18 protein-coding genes are annotated in these 16148 nt (G+C 64.2%); 15 read left to right on the top strand and 3 right to left on the bottom strand.

The window, feature by feature from the left end:
- Window positions 1-76: 76 nt before the first annotated feature.
- Window positions 77-532, bottom strand: coding sequence for a MaoC family dehydratase (locus ABZO33_RS17030; protein ID WP_414536986.1), 456 nt, complete (start codon window positions 530-532; stop codon window positions 77-79).
- A gap of 151 nt (window positions 533-683) precedes the next feature.
- On the opposite strand from ABZO33_RS17030, the gene ABZO33_RS17025 reads away from it, so the two are divergent.
- The 3 genes from ABZO33_RS17025 to ABZO33_RS17015 are packed head-to-tail and all read left to right on the top strand — an operon-like array spanning window position 684 to window position 2359.
- Window positions 684-1046 carry a CidA/LrgA family protein gene (locus ABZO33_RS17025; RefSeq protein WP_414536985.1) on the top strand — a complete coding sequence of 121 codons (363 nt, stop codon included), beginning with the start codon at window positions 684-686 and terminating at the stop codon, window positions 1044-1046.
- A complete protein-coding gene (locus ABZO33_RS17020) occupies window positions 1043-1759 on the top strand; it encodes an LrgB family protein (protein ID WP_046857287.1) in 717 nt (238 codons plus the stop codon). The genes ABZO33_RS17025 and ABZO33_RS17020 overlap by 4 nt, the downstream gene beginning before the upstream one ends.
- A 9-nt stretch (window positions 1760-1768) precedes the next feature.
- A complete protein-coding gene (locus tag ABZO33_RS17015; RefSeq protein WP_414536984.1) occupies window positions 1769-2359 on the top strand; it encodes an LON peptidase substrate-binding domain-containing protein in 591 nt (196 codons plus the stop codon).
- Window positions 2360-2414: 55 nt separating this feature from the next.
- Here the strand turns inward: ABZO33_RS17015 and ABZO33_RS17010 are convergent, their stop codons facing one another.
- On the bottom strand, window positions 2415-3731 hold the full coding sequence (locus ABZO33_RS17010) for a bifunctional DedA family/phosphatase PAP2 family protein (protein ID WP_414536983.1): 1317 nt from the start codon (window positions 3729-3731) through the stop codon (window positions 2415-2417).
- 3 nt (window positions 3732-3734) lie between these two features.
- The gene (locus tag ABZO33_RS17005; protein ID WP_414536982.1) at window positions 3735-4427 is read right to left on the bottom strand and encodes a DNA-3-methyladenine glycosylase; all 693 of its coding nucleotides are present in this window, start codon (window positions 4425-4427) and stop codon (window positions 3735-3737) included.
- 296 nt (window positions 4428-4723) lie between these two features.
- Here ABZO33_RS17005 and ABZO33_RS17000 point away from each other — a divergent pair, with 296 nt between their 5' ends.
- From ABZO33_RS17000 to lipA, 12 genes are all read left to right on the top strand, one after another.
- Window positions 4724-5995 (top strand): glutamate-5-semialdehyde dehydrogenase, encoded by a 1272-nt coding sequence (locus tag ABZO33_RS17000; protein ID WP_414536981.1) that lies wholly within the window; start codon window positions 4724-4726, stop codon window positions 5993-5995.
- A gap of 1 nt (window position 5996) precedes the next feature.
- Entirely contained in the window at window positions 5997-6656 is a 660-nt protein-coding gene (gene nadD, locus ABZO33_RS16995) for a nicotinate-nucleotide adenylyltransferase (protein WP_414536980.1), read from the top strand.
- Window positions 6657-6699: 43 nt separating this feature from the next.
- Window positions 6700-7128, top strand: coding sequence for a ribosome silencing factor (gene rsfS / locus ABZO33_RS16990; RefSeq protein ID WP_414536979.1), 429 nt, complete (start codon window positions 6700-6702; stop codon window positions 7126-7128).
- 9 nt (window positions 7129-7137) lie between these two features.
- Entirely contained in the window at window positions 7138-7605 is a 468-nt protein-coding gene (gene rlmH / locus ABZO33_RS16985) for a 23S rRNA (pseudouridine(1915)-N(3))-methyltransferase RlmH (protein ID WP_023631106.1), read from the top strand.
- Window positions 7606-7622: 17 nt separating this feature from the next.
- The gene (mrdA, locus tag ABZO33_RS16980) at window positions 7623-9521 is read left to right on the top strand and encodes a penicillin-binding protein 2 (protein ID WP_414536978.1); all 1899 of its coding nucleotides are present in this window, start codon (window positions 7623-7625) and stop codon (window positions 9519-9521) included.
- A 38-nt stretch (window positions 9522-9559) separates the two neighbouring features.
- Complete coding sequence (rodA, locus tag ABZO33_RS16975; RefSeq protein ID WP_052062270.1) at window positions 9560-10663, top strand: rod shape-determining protein RodA; 1104 nt, start codon at window positions 9560-9562, stop codon at window positions 10661-10663.
- A 17-nt stretch (window positions 10664-10680) separates the two neighbouring features.
- The gene (gene mltB, locus ABZO33_RS16970) at window positions 10681-11691 is read left to right on the top strand and encodes a lytic murein transglycosylase B (RefSeq protein WP_031315361.1); all 1011 of its coding nucleotides are present in this window, start codon (window positions 10681-10683) and stop codon (window positions 11689-11691) included.
- Window positions 11692-12690, top strand: coding sequence for a septal ring lytic transglycosylase RlpA family protein (locus tag ABZO33_RS16965; protein WP_414536977.1), 999 nt, complete (start codon window positions 11692-11694; stop codon window positions 12688-12690).
- A gap of 265 nt (window positions 12691-12955) precedes the next feature.
- A complete protein-coding gene (locus tag ABZO33_RS16960) occupies window positions 12956-14116 on the top strand; it encodes a D-alanyl-D-alanine carboxypeptidase family protein (protein ID WP_046857279.1) in 1161 nt (386 codons plus the stop codon).
- A gap of 70 nt (window positions 14117-14186) precedes the next feature.
- A complete protein-coding gene (locus tag ABZO33_RS16955) occupies window positions 14187-14462 on the top strand; it encodes a DUF493 domain-containing protein (protein WP_414536976.1) in 276 nt (91 codons plus the stop codon).
- Window positions 14462-15109, top strand: a complete 648-nt coding sequence (lipB, locus tag ABZO33_RS16950; RefSeq protein ID WP_110703220.1) for a lipoyl(octanoyl) transferase LipB — start codon at window positions 14462-14464, stop codon at window positions 15107-15109. The genes ABZO33_RS16955 and lipB overlap by 1 nt, the downstream gene beginning before the upstream one ends.
- 2 nt (window positions 15110-15111) lie before the next feature.
- Window positions 15112-16128: a lipoyl synthase gene (gene lipA, locus ABZO33_RS16945; protein WP_046857277.1), complete on the top strand. Its 1017-nt coding sequence runs from the start codon at window positions 15112-15114 to the stop codon at window positions 16126-16128.
- Window positions 16129-16148: the final 20 nt, after the last annotated feature.

Here is a 16148-nt window from a genome sequence, read left to right as displayed (position 1 = left end):
TATGCCGCAGAATACGCCAGGCCGTGAATTGGGGCGCTGCGCGCCCCGTGCGTCTGCTACAGGCGCGGCGTGGTGATCAGACGAAGCAGAGTGACAGTGGTTCGGCGATGTAGGCCGGTTTCTCTTCGCCTTCGATTTCAAGGGTGGCCGTGGCCTTGAGCAGCCATTGCCCGGGCTTCTTCTCGGTGGCGTCGGTCAGGTCGACCTTCAGCCGTACCTGGCTGTCGACCTTCACCGGCTGGATGAAGCGCACGCTGTCCAGGCCATAGTTGACCACCATCTTCAACCCCTCGGGCAGCACGAGGATGTCTTCCATCAACTTGGGGATCAGCGACAGGGTAAGGAAACCATGGGCGATGGTGCTGCCGAACGGGGTCTTGGCCGCTTTCACCGGATCGACATGGATGAACTGGAAGTCGCCGGTGGCTTCGGCGAACAGGTTGATGCGTTGTTGGTCGATCTTCAGCCATTGGGAACGGCCCAGCTCCTTGCCAACGTACTGCGAAAGCTCTGTAACGGGTACATAGGGCATCGCGACATCTCCAGATTGTCATTTGGTACGAATGTTCAAGATCAGCACGCTGCACCGTTTCAGTCAAGTTGCCCGCTTTTCGCCGAATATCGCCTTATAGGCAATTGCTTAGCGTGCTTATAATGGCCGCCATGTTCTGATGGAGGTCCCTATGCTGTTGCGTGGTCTGACCTGGCTGGTGCTGTTCCAGTTGCTGGGAACGGCGATCAACCATTTGTTTCTGCACATCCTGCCCGGGCCCATCATCGGCCTGTTGCTGCTGCTGGTGTTCCTGATGGTGCGTGGCGAAGTCGGCCAGCCGCTCAACGAGGCCGCCGGCAGCCTGCTGCGCTACTTGCCGCTGCTGTTGGTGCCGCCGGCGGTGGGGGTGATGGTCTATGCCAGGGACATCGCCGCCGATTTCTGGGCCATCGTCGGGGCGCTGTTGATCTCCTGCCTGGCGACCCTGGTGTTCGTCGGCGTGCTGATGCAGAAGCTCATCCAGCGCCAGGGCGGGCACGAGGAGCAGCCATGACCCTCGATTGGCACGGCGCGCTCGACGCGGTCATCCACCATCCGCTGTTCGGTATCGGTATCACCTTGGCCGCCTACCAGCTGGTGCTGGCAGGTTATGAAAAGACCCGCTGGATCTTCCTGCAACCGGTGCTGGTGTCGATGCTGGTGGTGATCGGCATCCTGCTTGTCTGCGGCATCGACTACGCCGAGTACCGCAAGAGCACCGAGATCATGAACATCCTCCTGGGCCCGGCCACCGTGGCCCTGGCGGTGCCGCTCTACCTGAACCTGCGGCGGATCCGCCAGCTGTTCTGGCCGACATTTACTACGCTGGTAATCGGAGGCCTGTTCGCCACCGTGGCATGCCTGGCGCTGGGCTGGTGGTTTGGCGCCGAGCACATGATCCTGATGACCATGGCGCCGAAGTCGGTCACTTCGCCGATCGCCATGCTGGTGGCCGAGCAGATCGGTGGCGTGGCGGCCCTGGCCGCGGTGTTCGTGCTGATCACCGGGGTGATCGGCGCGATCTTCGGCCCGGCACTGCTGAGCCGCTTCGGCGTGCTCAGCCCCGAGGCCCGAGGTATGGCGCTAGGCGTCACCGCGCACGCGGTGGGCACGTCGGTGGCCTTGCAGGAAAGTGACGAATGCGGCGCCTTCGCCGCGCTGGCGATGAGCCTGATGGGGGTGGCCACGGCGGTGTTCCTGCCGTTGGCGGTCAGCCTGGTGGCTTGAGGAGTCGAGATGACATTACCGCTGTTTCCCCTCAATACCGTGCTGTTCCCCGGATGTCTGCTCGATCTGCAGATCTTCGAGGCGCGCTACCTGGACATGATCGGCCGTTGCATGAAGCAGGGTGAAGGCTTCGGCGTGGTATGCATCCTGGAAGGCGAGCAGGTGGGCAAGGCGGCGCCGGTGGTGGCGTCGGTCGGCTGCGAGGCGCTGATCCGCGACTTCGTGCAGCAGGACAACGGCCTGCTGGGCATTCGCGTCGAAGGCGTGCGGCGTTTTCGTGTCGAGCGCACCGAGGTGCAGAAGGACCAGTTGATGATCGGCCAGGTGCAGTGGCTGTCGGAACTGGCGGACGGACCACTGCAGGAGCAGGACGATGACCTGCTGGCGCTGCTGTTGGCCCTGGGCGAACATCCGATGGTCGAGGCGCTGGACATGCCGCGGGATGTTGACGGGCGACAGGCGCTGGCCAACCAGTTGGCCTACCTGTTGCCGTTCGTGGAAGAGGACAAGCTCGACCTGCTGGCCATCGACTCGCCGCAGCTGAGGTTGGAGGCGATCCAGGCGTTGCTGGAGCGGATCCAGGGCGAGTTGTTCGCCTGAACCACCGAGGCCCGCTCCGACGCACTGCGGGAGCGGGTTTGCTCGGCGAAGGCCGTCAGTATTGGTAGCGCAGCAACGCCTTGGGCAGCGCGTGCAGGGCAAAGAATGTCAGCAACGCGATGCACGCTGGCAATACCAGCCACCATACCCGTTGCGGCAGCGCCGTGAGCGGCTGGCGATATTGCACCAGGGTCAGGCCCAGCGCGCACACGCAGCATGCCAGCAGCGCGCCGGCGAGGATATCGGTCGGCCAGTGCGCGCCCAGGTATACCCGCGACAGCGCGATGGCCAGGGCCGGAATGCATCCCAGCAGCACCCAGGTCAGGCGCATGCGCGGCGGCTGGCCGCGCCCGGCCAGCACTGCCAGCACCAGGAAGAAGGCGAACGATGCCGAGCTATGCCCGCTGGGCATACTGTAGCTGGTCAGCGGGTCGGTCAGCACTTCCGGGCGGGCGCGGGCGAACAACCATTTCAGCGAGCCATTGGCCAGGGCTGTGCCGATCAGTGTCGCGCCGGCGAACAGCGCGTGGCGCCATTGTCGGGCCAGCAGCAACAGGCCCGTGAGCAGGCCACCGAGGAAGAACTGGGTGCGGAAGTCGCCGAGGCGAGTGATCACTACCACCGCACTGTCGATGGCCTGGCTGCGGTGCTCCTGGACCAGGGTCATCACGCCCTGGTCGAATTCGCTCAAGTAGCGCCAGCCGATGAACAGCGCGGCTACCGCCAGGCCACTGAGGGCGGCGATCAGGCGGGTGCCGTGGCGTTGATCGCGGATGCTGGTGCTCAGGCTCAGGCCGATCAGCACCGCCAGGGTGCCGACGACGATCCCGGCGTCCAGCCAGAACCCTTCCGGCAGTGGCAGGCGCATCGCCGCGCCGGTGGCCCAGCCGGGCAGCAGGTAGGCCACCGACCAGCCGGCGCCGGCCACCAGGCTTACGGCGATGAAGCGCGGCAGCGGCATGTCGAACATGCCGGCGACCATCGGCAGCATGGGCCGCAGTGGGCCGATGAAGCGACCGACCAGCAGGCTGGCGATGCCATAGCGCTGGAAGTACGCCTCGGCGCTGCCGATCCACTCCGGGTGGCTGCGCAGCAGCGGCAGGCGGCGGATGTTCTGGTGGAAGTACTTGCCGATGGCGTAGGAGATCGCGTCGCCGAGCATGCCACCGAGGAAACCCAGCAATAGCGTTTCGCCCAGGCTGAAGGTGCCGCTACCGGCCAGCACGGCGACCGCGAACAACAGCACGGTGCCGGGCACGATGATGCCGGCGATGGCCAGGCATTCGACGCAGGCCACGACGAAGATTGCCAGGCCCAGCCACTGGGGGTTGGCGCCAAGCCAGGTGGTCAGGCTGTCCAGCCATTGGCCCATGGTTCAGTTTCCTTGTTCAAGCATGAAGAAGTCTTGCCCTTCGACCTGGCCGCGTCGCAGCGGGTTTCGGGTGCAGAAACGCGCGAATTCGGCGTCCACGAAGCGATAGGGCAAGTGTTCGTCGCGACCATGGGGGATGCCCAGGCGCGTGGTCTGGATCACCCGGGGGACCACGATGGCGCAATCTTCGACGTACAGGTGCTCGGGGTCGAAACGCCGGGCATCCCAGTGCGGCACCTTCAGGCCCATGGCCCGACACAGCAGGGTCTGGCCGTTGCACAGGCGCTCGGGCGGGCGCAGGCCGCCGCTGGCGTCGGGGTTGTTCAGTTGCATCCGGGCCAGGCTGTTGGCGTCGGAGATGGCGTCGATCCAGGGATAGGCGGATTTGATCAGCACCGCGTTGCCCGGGCCCTGGGCGCTGAAATTCAGCGAATCGCCGCCGCGGGCGTAGTACATGTAGATATGCCCGCCATCGAGGAACAGCGCCTTGCGCTTCTCGGTGAAACCCAGGGACGCATGGCTGCCTTTGTCGGTGAGGTAGTAGGCCTCGGTCTCGATGATGCGCGCCGCCAGCCAGAGGTCGCCCTGGCGGTGACGGATGACCTTGCCCAGCAGGTCGCGGGCGAGGGTCTGCGCATCGCGATCGAAGAAACTGTCGGGCAGGGCGCGGGCCGGGCAGGGGGCTGGGGCGGACATACGGACGGTTCGTGGCTGTGAAGGCCGGGATGATAGCAATGAATGGCTTAATCTTGGCTGAATCAGGTTAACGCCATCGTGGGGCAAGCCCGCTCCCGCGCAAATGGCTGCATGCCCCGCAGGGCGTGGGAGCGGGCTTGCCCCGCAATGACGCTGGGGTGTGTTTCGATATGGGTGGTTACATCTTTCCTACATATTCCTTCCAGCATTTTCTACCATCCGCCACCCGCCGCTGGGCGTACCCGAGCGCTCCAGTTATAATCAGCCGATTTCCCCTTTGCCAAGACACCGAACCCATGACCGAGTCCGTTCTTGACTACATGACCCGCCTGGGTCGCGCCGCCCGTGAGGCCTCGCGGGTGATCGGCCGTGCCAGCACCGCGCAGAAGAACCGCGCCCTGCAGGCCGCCGCCGACGCGCTCGACGCGGCCCGCGACGCGCTCACCGCAGCCAACGAACAGGACCTGGCCAATGGCCGCAAGAACGGCCTGGAACCCGCACTGCTCGAGCGCCTGGCGCTGACCCCGGCGCGTATCGACGGCATGATCACCGGCCTGCGCCAGGTGGCCAGCCTGCCGGACCCGGTCGGCGCCATCCGCGACATGAGCTACCGCCCGTCGGGGATCCAGGTCGGCAAGATGCGCGTGCCGCTGGGGGTGATCGGCATCATCTACGAGTCGCGCCCCAACGTGACCATCGACGCCGCCAGCCTGTGCCTCAAGTCAGGCAACGCAACCATCCTGCGCGGCGGCTCCGAAGCCATCCATTCCAACCGCGCCATCGCTGCCTGCATCCAGCGCGGCCTGGCCGAGGCCGGCCTGCCGCCGGCAGTGGTGCAGGTGGTCGAGACCACCGACCGCGAAGCCGTGGGTGCGCTGATCAGCATGCCGGAGTTTGTCGATGTCATCGTGCCCCGTGGCGGCCGTGGCCTGATCGAACGCATCAGCCGTGACGCCCGGGTACCGGTGATCAAGCACCTGGACGGCATCTGCCACATCTTCGTCGATGCCCAGGCCGACCTGGACAAGGCCTGGCGCGTGGCCTTCAACGCCAAGACTTACCGCTACGGTATTTGCGGCGCCATGGAGACGCTGCTGGTGGACCAGTCGGTGGCCGAACGCTTCCTGCCGGAAATGGCCCGTCGTTTCCAGGAGAAAGGCGTCGAGCTGCGCGGTTGCGAGCGCACCCGGGCGTTCATCGACGCCAAGCCGGCCAGCGAGGACGACTGGCACACCGAATACCTCGATGCGATCCTGTCGATTCGCGTTGTCGACGGCCTGGAGCAGGCCATCGAGCACATCAACCATTACGGCTCGCACCACACCGATTCGATCATCACCGAGCACCAAGGCCAGGCCCGGCGTTTCATGGCCGAGGTCGACTCGGCCTCGGTCATGCTCAACACACCGACCTGCTTCGCCGATGGTTTCGAGTATGGCCTGGGCGCAGAAATCGGTATCTCCACCGACAAGCTGCACGCCCGCGGCCCGGTTGGCCTTGAAGGCCTGACCTGCGAGAAGTACGTGGTGATCGGCGACGGCCAGCTGCGCGGCCAGGAGTCGTGCTGAGTTGAGCAAGGCTGCGGCAGTCCGGCGCATCGGCATTCTTGGCGGAACCTTCGACCCGGTGCATATCGGCCACCTGCGCAGTGCGCTGGAAGTGGCCGAGTTCATGGCCCTGGACGAACTGCGCCTGCTGCCCAACGCCCGCCCGCCGCACCGCGACACCCCGCAGGTGGCACCGCAGGACCGTCTGGCCATGGTGCGCAGCGCGGTACAAGGCGTCGAACGCCTGAGCGTTGATGCCCGAGAGCTGGCCCGCGACAAGCCGTCGTACACCATCGACACCCTGGAGTCGGTGCGTGGCGAACTGAATGCGCACGACCAGTTGTTCCTGGTGCTGGGCTGGGACGCATTCTGCGGCCTGCCCAGCTGGCACCGCTGGGAAGAATTGCTGCAACACTGTCACATCCTGGTGCTGCAACGCCCGGATGCCGACGTAGAACCCCCTGACGAGCTGCGCAACTTGCTGGCAGCCCGTTCACAGAGCGATCCCACCGCCATGTCCGGCCCGGCGGGGCACATTTCGTTCGTCTGGCAGACCCCGCTTGCGGTGTCCGCCACGCAGATCCGACAGCTGCTGGCCAGTGGCAAGTCGGTTCGGTTCCTGGTGCCGGACGCAGTACTGGCCTACATCGAGGCGCACGATCTGTATCGTGCGTCCAACTGACGGCGCTGTTCGCGCCTCAATCAATGAGTTGAACGAGTTTTATATGACCAAGCAGAAAATCAATGGCATCAGTGGCGAAGAATTGGTCGAACTGACCAAGGCCGCGCTGGAAGACGTCAAGGCCCAGGACATCCAGGTCATCGACGTGCGCGAGAAGCACAGCCTGACCGACTACATGATCATCGCCACCGGTACTTCCAACCGCCAGATCAACGCGATGCTGGAAAAGGTCCGCGAGGCCGTCAAAGCCAAGGGCGCACAGCCGCTGGGCGAAGAAGGCAAGGGCGACAGCGACTGGGTGCTACTGGACCTGAACGACGTCATCGTGCACATGATGACCGCAGCTGCCCGCCAGTTCTACGACCTGGAGCGTCTGTGGCTGGGCGCCGAGCAGAGCCGTTCGGCCGATGGCAAGCACCACAGCCCGGAACACGTTCACGAGTATTCCGACAAGCTCAAGGACCGGGAATAAGGAAGCGCCGTGCGTCTGCGCCTGATCGCGGTCGGCTCGCGCATGCCCAAGTGGGTCGAGGAAGGCTGGCATGAGTATGCCAAGCGCCTCCCCCCGGAGCTTGCGCTGGAGCTGGTGGAAATCCCGCTGAACACCCGCGGCAAGAACGCCGATGTCGCCCGCCTGATCCGTCAGGAGGGCGAGGCGATGCTGAGCAAGGTGCAGCCTGGGGAACGCATCGTCACTCTCGAGGTCCATGGCAAGCCCTGGAGCACCGAGCAACTGGCGGGCGAGCTGGACCGTTGGCGCCTGGATGCGCGTACGGTCAACCTGATGGTGGGCGGCCCGGAAGGGCTGGCGCCGGAAGTCTGCGCGCGCAGCGAACAGCGCTGGTCGTTGTCGCCGCTGACATTGCCGCACCCATTGGTAAGGATACTCATCGGCGAGCAGATCTACCGCGCCTGGACCGTGTTGTCCGGGCATCCCTACCACAAATGAACCTGTAAGCCTCTCCGATGCCGCAGCAGATCCGCCTCAAGGACCACGAGAAAGACGCCCGCCTGGTGCGCAACCGCGTCGTCGTGGGCGCCGTGGCGGTGGTGCTGCTCGTCTGCGTATTGATTGCCCGGCTGTATTATCTGCAGGTCATTCAGTACGACTATCACTCGACGCTGTCGGAGAACAACCGGGTGCATGTGCAGCCGATTCCGCCGACCCGCGGGCTGATCTTCGACCGCAACGGCGTGGTGGTGGCCGACAACCGCCCCAGCTTCAGCCTGGTGATGACCCGCGAACGCGCTGGCAACGCCGGCAAGTGGCAGGATGTGCTGGACGTGATCGTCGAGGTGCTCGAGCTCACCCCTGACGACCGCGCCCTGTTCGAGAAGCGCATGAAGCAGGGGCGCAGGCCGTTCGAGCCGGTGCCGATCCTGTTCGAGCTCAACGAAGAGCAGATCGCCCGCATCGCGGTCAACCAGTTCCGTCTGCCCGGTGTGGAGGTGGCGGCGCAGCTGGTTCGCCATTATCCCCAGGGCGCGCATTTCGCCCATTCGGTGGGCTATGTCGGGCGGATCAACGAGAAAGAACTCAAGACCCTCGACCCGGTGAACTACAGCGGCACCCACCATATCGGCAAGACCGGCATCGAGCGCTTCTACGAAGACGAACTGCATGGCCAGGTGGGCTACGAGGAAGTCGAGACCAACGCTCGGGGCCGGGTGCTGCGGGTGCTCAAGCGCACCGATCCGAAGCCGGGCAAGGATATTGTCCTGAGCCTCGACATCAAACTGCAGGAAGCCGCCGAACAGGCGTTGGGCGGACGCCGTGGCGCCATCGTCGCCCTCGATCCGCGCACCGGCGAAGTGCTGGCGATGGTCAGCCAGCCGAGTTTCGACCCCAACCTGTTCGTCACCGGCATCGGCTTCAAGGCCTACGCCGAACTGCGCGACTCGATCGACCGGCCGTTGTTCAACCGCGTGCTGCGTGGCCTCTACCCGCCAGGCTCGACCATCAAGCCGGCGGTGGCGATCGCCGGGCTCGACAGTGGCGTGGTGACGGCAGGCAGCCGGGTGTTCGACCCGGGTTACTACCAACTGCCCAACTACGATCACAAATACCGCAACTGGAACCGCTCCGGCGATGGCTGGGTGGATCTGGATGTGGCGATCATGCGCTCAAACGACACGTACTTCTACGACCTTGCGCACAAGATGGGCATCGATCGGCTGTCCAGCTACATGAACAAGTTCGGTATCGGGCAGAAGGTCGCCCTGGACATGTTCGAGGAATCGCCCGGCTTGATGCCTTCCCGTGAGTGGAAGCGCGCCACTCGCCGCCAGGCCTGGTTCCCCGGCGAAACCCTGATTCTTGGCATCGGCCAGGGCTACATGCAGACCACGCCGCTGCAGTTGGCCCAGGCCACCGCGCTGATCGCCAACAAGGGCGTGTGGAACCGCCCGCACTTGGCCAAGACCATCGAAGGCCAGCCGCCGGTGGACGAGAACCCCATGGAAAACATCGTCCTGCGCGACAAGTCCGACTGGGCCCGGGTCACCCATGGCATGGAGCAGGTGATGCACGGCGCCCGCGGCACCGCCCGCAAGGCCGCCATCGGCTCGCAGTACCGCATCGCCGGCAAGAGCGGTACCGCCCAGGTGGTGGCGATCAAGCAGGGCGAGAAGTACGACCGCAACAAACTCCAGGAACGCCACCGCGACCACGCCCTGTTCGTTGCCTTCGCCCCGGCCGAAGACCCCAGGATCGTGGTCTCGGTGATGGTCGAGAACGGCGAGTCCGGCTCCGGCGTCGCTGCCCCCGTGGTACGTCAGGTCATGGATGCCTGGCTGCTTGACGAGAATGGCCGGCTCAAGCCCGAGTTCGCCCCCGCCACAGTCGCCCAGGAACCGGCCCCGTGAAGAACAACTTCGACCGCATGCTGTCCAGCGAGGACGTGATGCGCAGGCGCGCCAGCTTCCTGCAGCGCATCCATATCGACGGCCCCTTGCTGCTTATCCTGCTGACGCTCGCCGCCGGCAGCCTGTTCGTGCTGTATTCGGCCAGCGGCAAGAACTGGGACCTGCTGATGAAGCAGGCCAGCTCGTTCGGCATCGGCCTGGTGTCGATGTTCATCATCGCCCAGCTCGAGCCGCGCTTCATGGCGCGGTGGGTGCCACTGGCCTACCTGGCAGGGGTGTTCCTGCTGATCGTGGTGGACGTCATGGGCCACAACGCCATGGGCGCTACACGCTGGATCAACATTCCCGGGGTGATCCGCTTCCAGCCCTCGGAATTCATGAAGATCATCATGCCGGCGACCATCGCCTGGTACCTGTCCAAGCGCACCTTGCCGCCGCACCTCAAGCATGTGGCGATCAGCCTGATCCTGATCGGCGTGCCGTTCATTCTCATCGTGCGCCAGCCCGACCTGGGCACGGCGCTGCTGATCCTCGCCTCCGGCGCCTTCGTGCTGTTCATGGGCGGGCTGCGCTGGCGCTGGATCGTCAGCGTGATCGCCGCAGCGGTGCCGGTGGCGGTGGCGATGTGGTTCTTCGTCATGCACGACTACCAGAAGCAGCGCGTGCTGACCTTCCTCGATCCGGAAAGCGACCCGCTGGGCACCGGCTGGAACATCATCCAGTCGAAGGCGGCGATCGGTTCGGGCGGCGTGTTCGGCAAGGGCTGGCTACTGGGCACCCAGTCGCACCTGGACTTCCTGCCCGAGAGCCACACCGACTTCATCATCGCTGTGCTCGGCGAAGAGTTTGGCCTGGTCGGCATCTGCCTGCTGCTGCTGATCTACATCCTGTTGATCGGTCGCGGGCTGATGATCACCGCCCAGGCCCAGACCCTGTTCGGCAAGCTGCTCGCGGGCAGCCTGACCATGACCTTCTTTGTTTATGTGTTCGTCAATATCGGTATGGTCAGCGGCCTGTTGCCTGTGGTGGGTGTGCCGCTGCCCTTTATCAGCTATGGCGGAACTTCGTTGGTGACGCTGCTGTCAGCGTTTGGCGTTCTGATGTCGATCCATACGCACCGCAAATGGATCGCACAGGTTTGAAAAAGGTGAAGAATTTCATGCAAGCAGTGCGTGGCTGGGCTGCCCGCCTGGCGCCGTGGTTCGGCGCGTTGGGTCTGCTCGGCGCAGTCCAGCAGGCCAATGCCGGTGACTATGACGGTTCGCCGCAAGTGGCCGAGTTCGTTGGCGAGATGACTCGCGACTACGGCTTTGCCGGCGAGCAACTGATGGGTGTGTTTCGCGAGGTGCAGCGCAAGCAGGCGATCCTCGACGCGATCTCGCGGCCGGCCGAACGGGTCAAGCCGTGGAAGGAATACCGCCCGATGTTCATCACCGATGCGCGCATCGCCCGTGGCGTGGACTTCTGGCGCCAGCACGAGGCCGTGCTGGCCCGCGCCGAGCAGGAATACGGCGTGCCGGCGCAGGTCATTGTCTCGATCATCGGGGTGGAAACCTTCTTCGGCCGCAATACCGGCAACTATCGCGTCATCGACGCGCTGTCCACGCTAGGTTTCGATTACCCGCCACGCGCCGAATTCTTCCGCAAGGAGCTGCGTGAATTCCTCCTGCTGGCCCGGGAAGAGCAGCTCGATCCGCTCACGCTCAAGGGTTCCTACGCTGGTGCCATGGGCCTGCCGCAGTTCATGCCGAGCAGCTTCCGTGCCTATGCCGTGGACTTCGACGGCGACGGGCACATCAACATCTGGAACAACCCGGACGATGCCATCGGTAGCGTCGCCAGCTACTTCAAGCGCCACGGCTGGGTGGCCGGGGAGCCTGTGGTCAGCCGTGCCACCGTGCGTGGCGAGCGCGCCGACGAAGGCCTGACCAGCGGCATCGAGCCGGTGAAGACGGTCGCGCAGTTGCGGGCGCTGGGCTGGTCGAGTCATGATGCGCTGCGCGATGATCTGCCGGTCACCGCCTTCCGCCTGGAAGGTGAATACGGCCCTGAGTACTGGATGGGCCTGAAGAATTTCTACGCGATCACTCGCTACAACCGCAGCGTGATGTATGCCATGGCGGTGCATCAGCTTTCGGAACAGCTGGTTCTGGCACGGGGCGTCAAGTAAATGCGCGAACTCTTCACTGCAAATGCCGCAAAACTGCTGACCTGCGTCGCCGTCGGCCTGGTGCTGGCCAGTTGCTCGTCGAGCCGACCCTCCACCCCGCAGAGCGGCAACACCGTGCGTGCGCAACCGGGGCTGGACATCAACCGTGCCCACAAGGATGGCGCGCCCTGGTGGGACGTGGACGTCAACAAGATCCCCGACGCCACCCCGACCGTGCACACCGGCAACTACAAGGCCAACCCGTACACAGTGCTGGGCAAGACCTACTACCCGATGCAGGACTCGCGCAACTACCGCGCCGAGGGTACCGCTTCGTGGTATGGCACCAAGTTCCATGGCCAGAACACCGCCAATGGCGAGCTCTATGACCTCTACGGCATGAGCGCGGCGCACAAGACCCTGCCGCTGCCTGCTTACGTGCGGGTAACCAACCTGGCCAACGGGCGCAGCGTAATACTGCGGGTCAACGACCGTGGCCCGTTCTATTCCGACCGTATCATCGACCTGTCCTACGCGGCTGCGAAGAAACTCGGCTATGCCGAAAGCGGCACTGCGCACGTGCGCGTCGAAGGCATCGACCCGCAGCAATGGTGGGCCCAGCGTGGCCAGCAGCCGCCGATGGTGCTCAAGGAGCCACAGATGGCCCAGGCCCAGCCGATCGCCGCCAGCACCGGGCGCGTCGAGCAGTGGACCCCGCCGCCGCAGCAGCACGCGGCGCCAGTGGTGCCGGTGCAGGTGGGTGGCAACAATGTGCCGAACGCCAGCGGGGGCAGCATCCTGCAAGTGGGCGCGTTCGCCAACCCGGACGCCGCCGAATTGCTCCGCTCGAAGCTGAGCACCATGGTCAGCGCGCCGGTATTCATCAGCTCCGTCGTGCGCAACCAGCAGACCCTGCACCGGGTGCGCCTGGGGCCGATCAGCAGCCAGGGTGAGATCCAGCAGGCCCAGGACAGCATTCGCCTGGCCAATCTCGGCCAGGCGAAAGTCGTGACTGACTGAGCGGAAGCGCGCAGCGAACCCGCACCCATGCCAGGTGGTCCGAACGGCGTGGGGGCGGGCATGCTCTGCAATGAATCGACACGCCGACCTGTCGGTTTGTTCATGAATTGCCGGTCGCAGGTATGTACAATGCCGCTTTTGCCCGCAGCGGCATTACGCCGCACTTTTCGGGCCAGGCCACAGGCCATAAAACTAGACTGACGGGGCGCTGGGCAAACGAACTTGCCCACGGAACATCAGACCATTAGCGATTTACGAGAGACGGATGAATATCACCAACCTTGCCAAACGACTTTGCCTGCCTGTTCTGCTGCTGATCACGCCTGCTGCCTTCGCAGCCGAGCAGATGATGCCGGCACCACCGCAACTGGCCGCCAAGTCCTACGTACTCATGGACGCGTCCAGCGGCAATGTGCTGGTCGAGAACAACGGTGACGAGCGCCTGCCGCCAGCCAGCCTGACCAAGCTGATGACCGCCTACATCGCCACCCTGGACATCCGTCGTGGCCAGATTGGCGAGAACGACCCGGTGACCGTCAGCGAGAACGCCTGGCGCACCGGCGGTTCGCGCATGTTCATCAAGGTTGGCAGCCAGGTGACCGTCAGCGACCTGCTGCACGGCATCATCATCCAGTCCGGCAACGACGCATCGGTCGCCCTGTCCGAGCACATCGCCGGCAGCGAAGATGCCTTCGCCGACATGATGAACAAGACCGCCACCGACCTGGGCATGGCCAACAGCCACTTCATGAACCCAACAGGCCTGCCGAACCCGGAGCACTACTCCTCGGCCCACGACATGGCCCTGCTGGCGCGTGCGATCATCAACGAAGATCCGGCGCACTACGCCATCTATTCGCAGAAAGAGTTCTTCTGGAACAACATCAAGCAGCCTAACCGCAACCTGCTGCTGTGGCGCGACAAGACCGTCGACGGCCTGAAGACCGGTCACACCGATGAGGCCGGCTACTGCATGGTCGCCTCGGCCGTGCGTGACGGCCAGCGCCTGATCGCCGTGGTGTTCGGCACCAACAGCGAGCAATCGCGGGCCGCCGAGACCCAGAAGCTGCTGACCTATGGTTTCCGCTTCTTCGAAACCCAGACTTTCTACCAGAAAGGCACCGAGCTGACTCAAGCTCCGGTATGGAAAGGCGCGACCAACCAGGTGAAAGCCGGCCTGGCCAACGACCTGACCATGACAATGCCTAAAGGCCAATTGAAACGCCTCCAGGCTTCGATGACCATGAACCCGCAACTGACCGCGCCCATCGCCAAAGGTGACGTGATCGGCAAAGTGGAAGTCAAACTGGACGAGAAAGTGGTTCACAGTGCCGACCTCATCGCCCTGGACGGTGTCGAGGAAGCAGGTTTCTTCGGCCGTATGTGGGACAGCATCCGCCTGTTCTTCTACGGTTTGTTCAACTGATACGTGACTTGCACGCCCCCGTGAACCAGGCGGGGGCGCTGCTGCCACGGCTTACGAGGCCGTTTCCGCCATGAGCGAAGAAGACGTCAAGTCGCACAAGATCGAATTCCCCTGCAATGATTACCCGATCAAGGTGATCGGTGACACCGTTGTCGGTTTCAAGGACACGGTAATCGAAATTCTCAGCAAGTACGCCGAGGTCGACCTCTCGACGTTGGCCGAACGCCAGAGCAAGGAAGGCAAGTACACCACGGTGCAACTGCATATCGTTGCTACCGGTGAGGACCAGCTCCACGACATCAACAGCGCCTTGCGCGCTACCGGCATCGTGAAAATGGTGCTGTGATGCCCGCTTGTCTCGGTTTTCGCGATCTTGGCCTGCAGCCCTATGAACCGGTGCTGGAGGCCATGCGTCGCTTTACCGAGCAGCGCGGCCCGGACAGCCTGGACGAAGTCTGGCTGGTCGAGCATCCTCCGGTGTTCACTCAGGGCCAGGCCGGCAAGGCCGAGCACCTGCTGATCCCCGGCGAGATACCGGTGGTGCAGACCGACCGCGGCGGCCAGGTCACCTACCATGGCCCCGGCCAGCTGGTGGCCTACCTGCTGCTGGACGTGCGCCGCCTGAGTATCGGCGTGCGCGAGCTGGTCAGCCGCATCGAGCAGACCCTCATCGACCTGCTCGCCAGCTATGGCGTGCAGGCGGTGGCCAAACCCGACGCCCCGGGCGTCTATGTCGATGGCGCGAAGATCGCGTCCCTTGGCCTTCGAATCCGCAATGGCCGTTCGTTCCACGGCCTTGCCCTGAACGTGGACATGGACCTTGCGCCATTCCGCCGAATCAACCCCTGTGGGTATGCGGGGCTGGCCATGACCCAGCTGCGCGACCTGGCAGGTCCGATCGAACTCATTGAGGTCAGGACAAGGCTGCGCGGACAGCTGGTCAAGCACCTCGACTATGCTGAGCAGACGACCCTGACGGGCGGAATCGACTGATTATGACAACTGTGCAAGAAGCCGTGCCGAACCTGATCCCGACGCAAGACGTCACCCCGCGCCCTGCTCCTAAAAAAGTGGAAGCCGGCGTGAAGTTGCGTGGCGCCGACAAGGTGGCACGCATCCCGGTGAAGATCATCCCTACCGAAGAGCTGCCGAAAAAGCCCGACTGGATCCGCGTGCGCATTCCGGTATCCCCGGAAGTCGACCGCATCAAGCAGCTGCTGCGCAAGCACAAGCTGCACAGCGTGTGTGAAGAAGCCTCCTGCCCGAACCTGGGTGAGTGCTTCTCTGGCGGTACCGCCACCTTCATGATCATGGGCGACATCTGCACCCGCCGCTGCCCGTTCTGCGACGTCGGCCATGGCCGGCCGAAGCCGCTGGATGTCGACGAGCCGAAGAACCTGGCCGTGGCCATCGCCGACCTGCGCCTTAAGTACGTGGTGATCACCTCGGTGGACCGCGACGACCTGCGTGACGGCGGTGCCCAGCATTTCGCCGACTGCATCCGCGAGATCCGCGCGTTGTCGCCGGGCGTGCAGCTGGAGACCCTGGTGCCGGACTATCGCGGCCGCATGGACGTGGCGCTGGAAATCACCGCGCAGACCCCGCCGGACGTGTTCAACCACAACCTCGAGACAGTGCCGCGCCTGTACAAGGCCGCACGCCCGGGCTCGGACTACGACTGGTCGCTGGACCTGCTGCAGAAGTTCAAGCAGATGGTCCCGCACGTGCCGACCAAGTCCGGCCTGATGCTGGGCCTGGGCGAGACCGACGAGGAGGTCATCGAGGTGATGCACCGCATGCGCGAGCACGATATCGACATGCTCACCCTCGGCCAGTACCTGCAGCCGTCGCGCAACCACTTGCCGGTACAGCGCTTCGTGCACCCGGACACCTTCGCCTGGTTCGCCGAGGAAGGTTACAAGATGGGCTTCAAGAACGTCGCATCCGGTCCTCTGGTGCGCTCGTCGTACCATGCCGACCAGCAGGCCCACGAAGCCAAGATCAAGCTCTGAGACGGGCTTGAGCGGGATAT

The sequence above is a fragment of the Pseudomonas sp. CAM1A genome (genome assembly GCF_047501685.1).
Lineage (GTDB): Bacteria > Pseudomonadota > Gammaproteobacteria > Pseudomonadales > Pseudomonadaceae > Aquipseudomonas.
The sequence above is the reverse complement of the archived record's forward strand: the minus strand, read 5'-3'. Positions and strand labels throughout refer to the sequence as shown.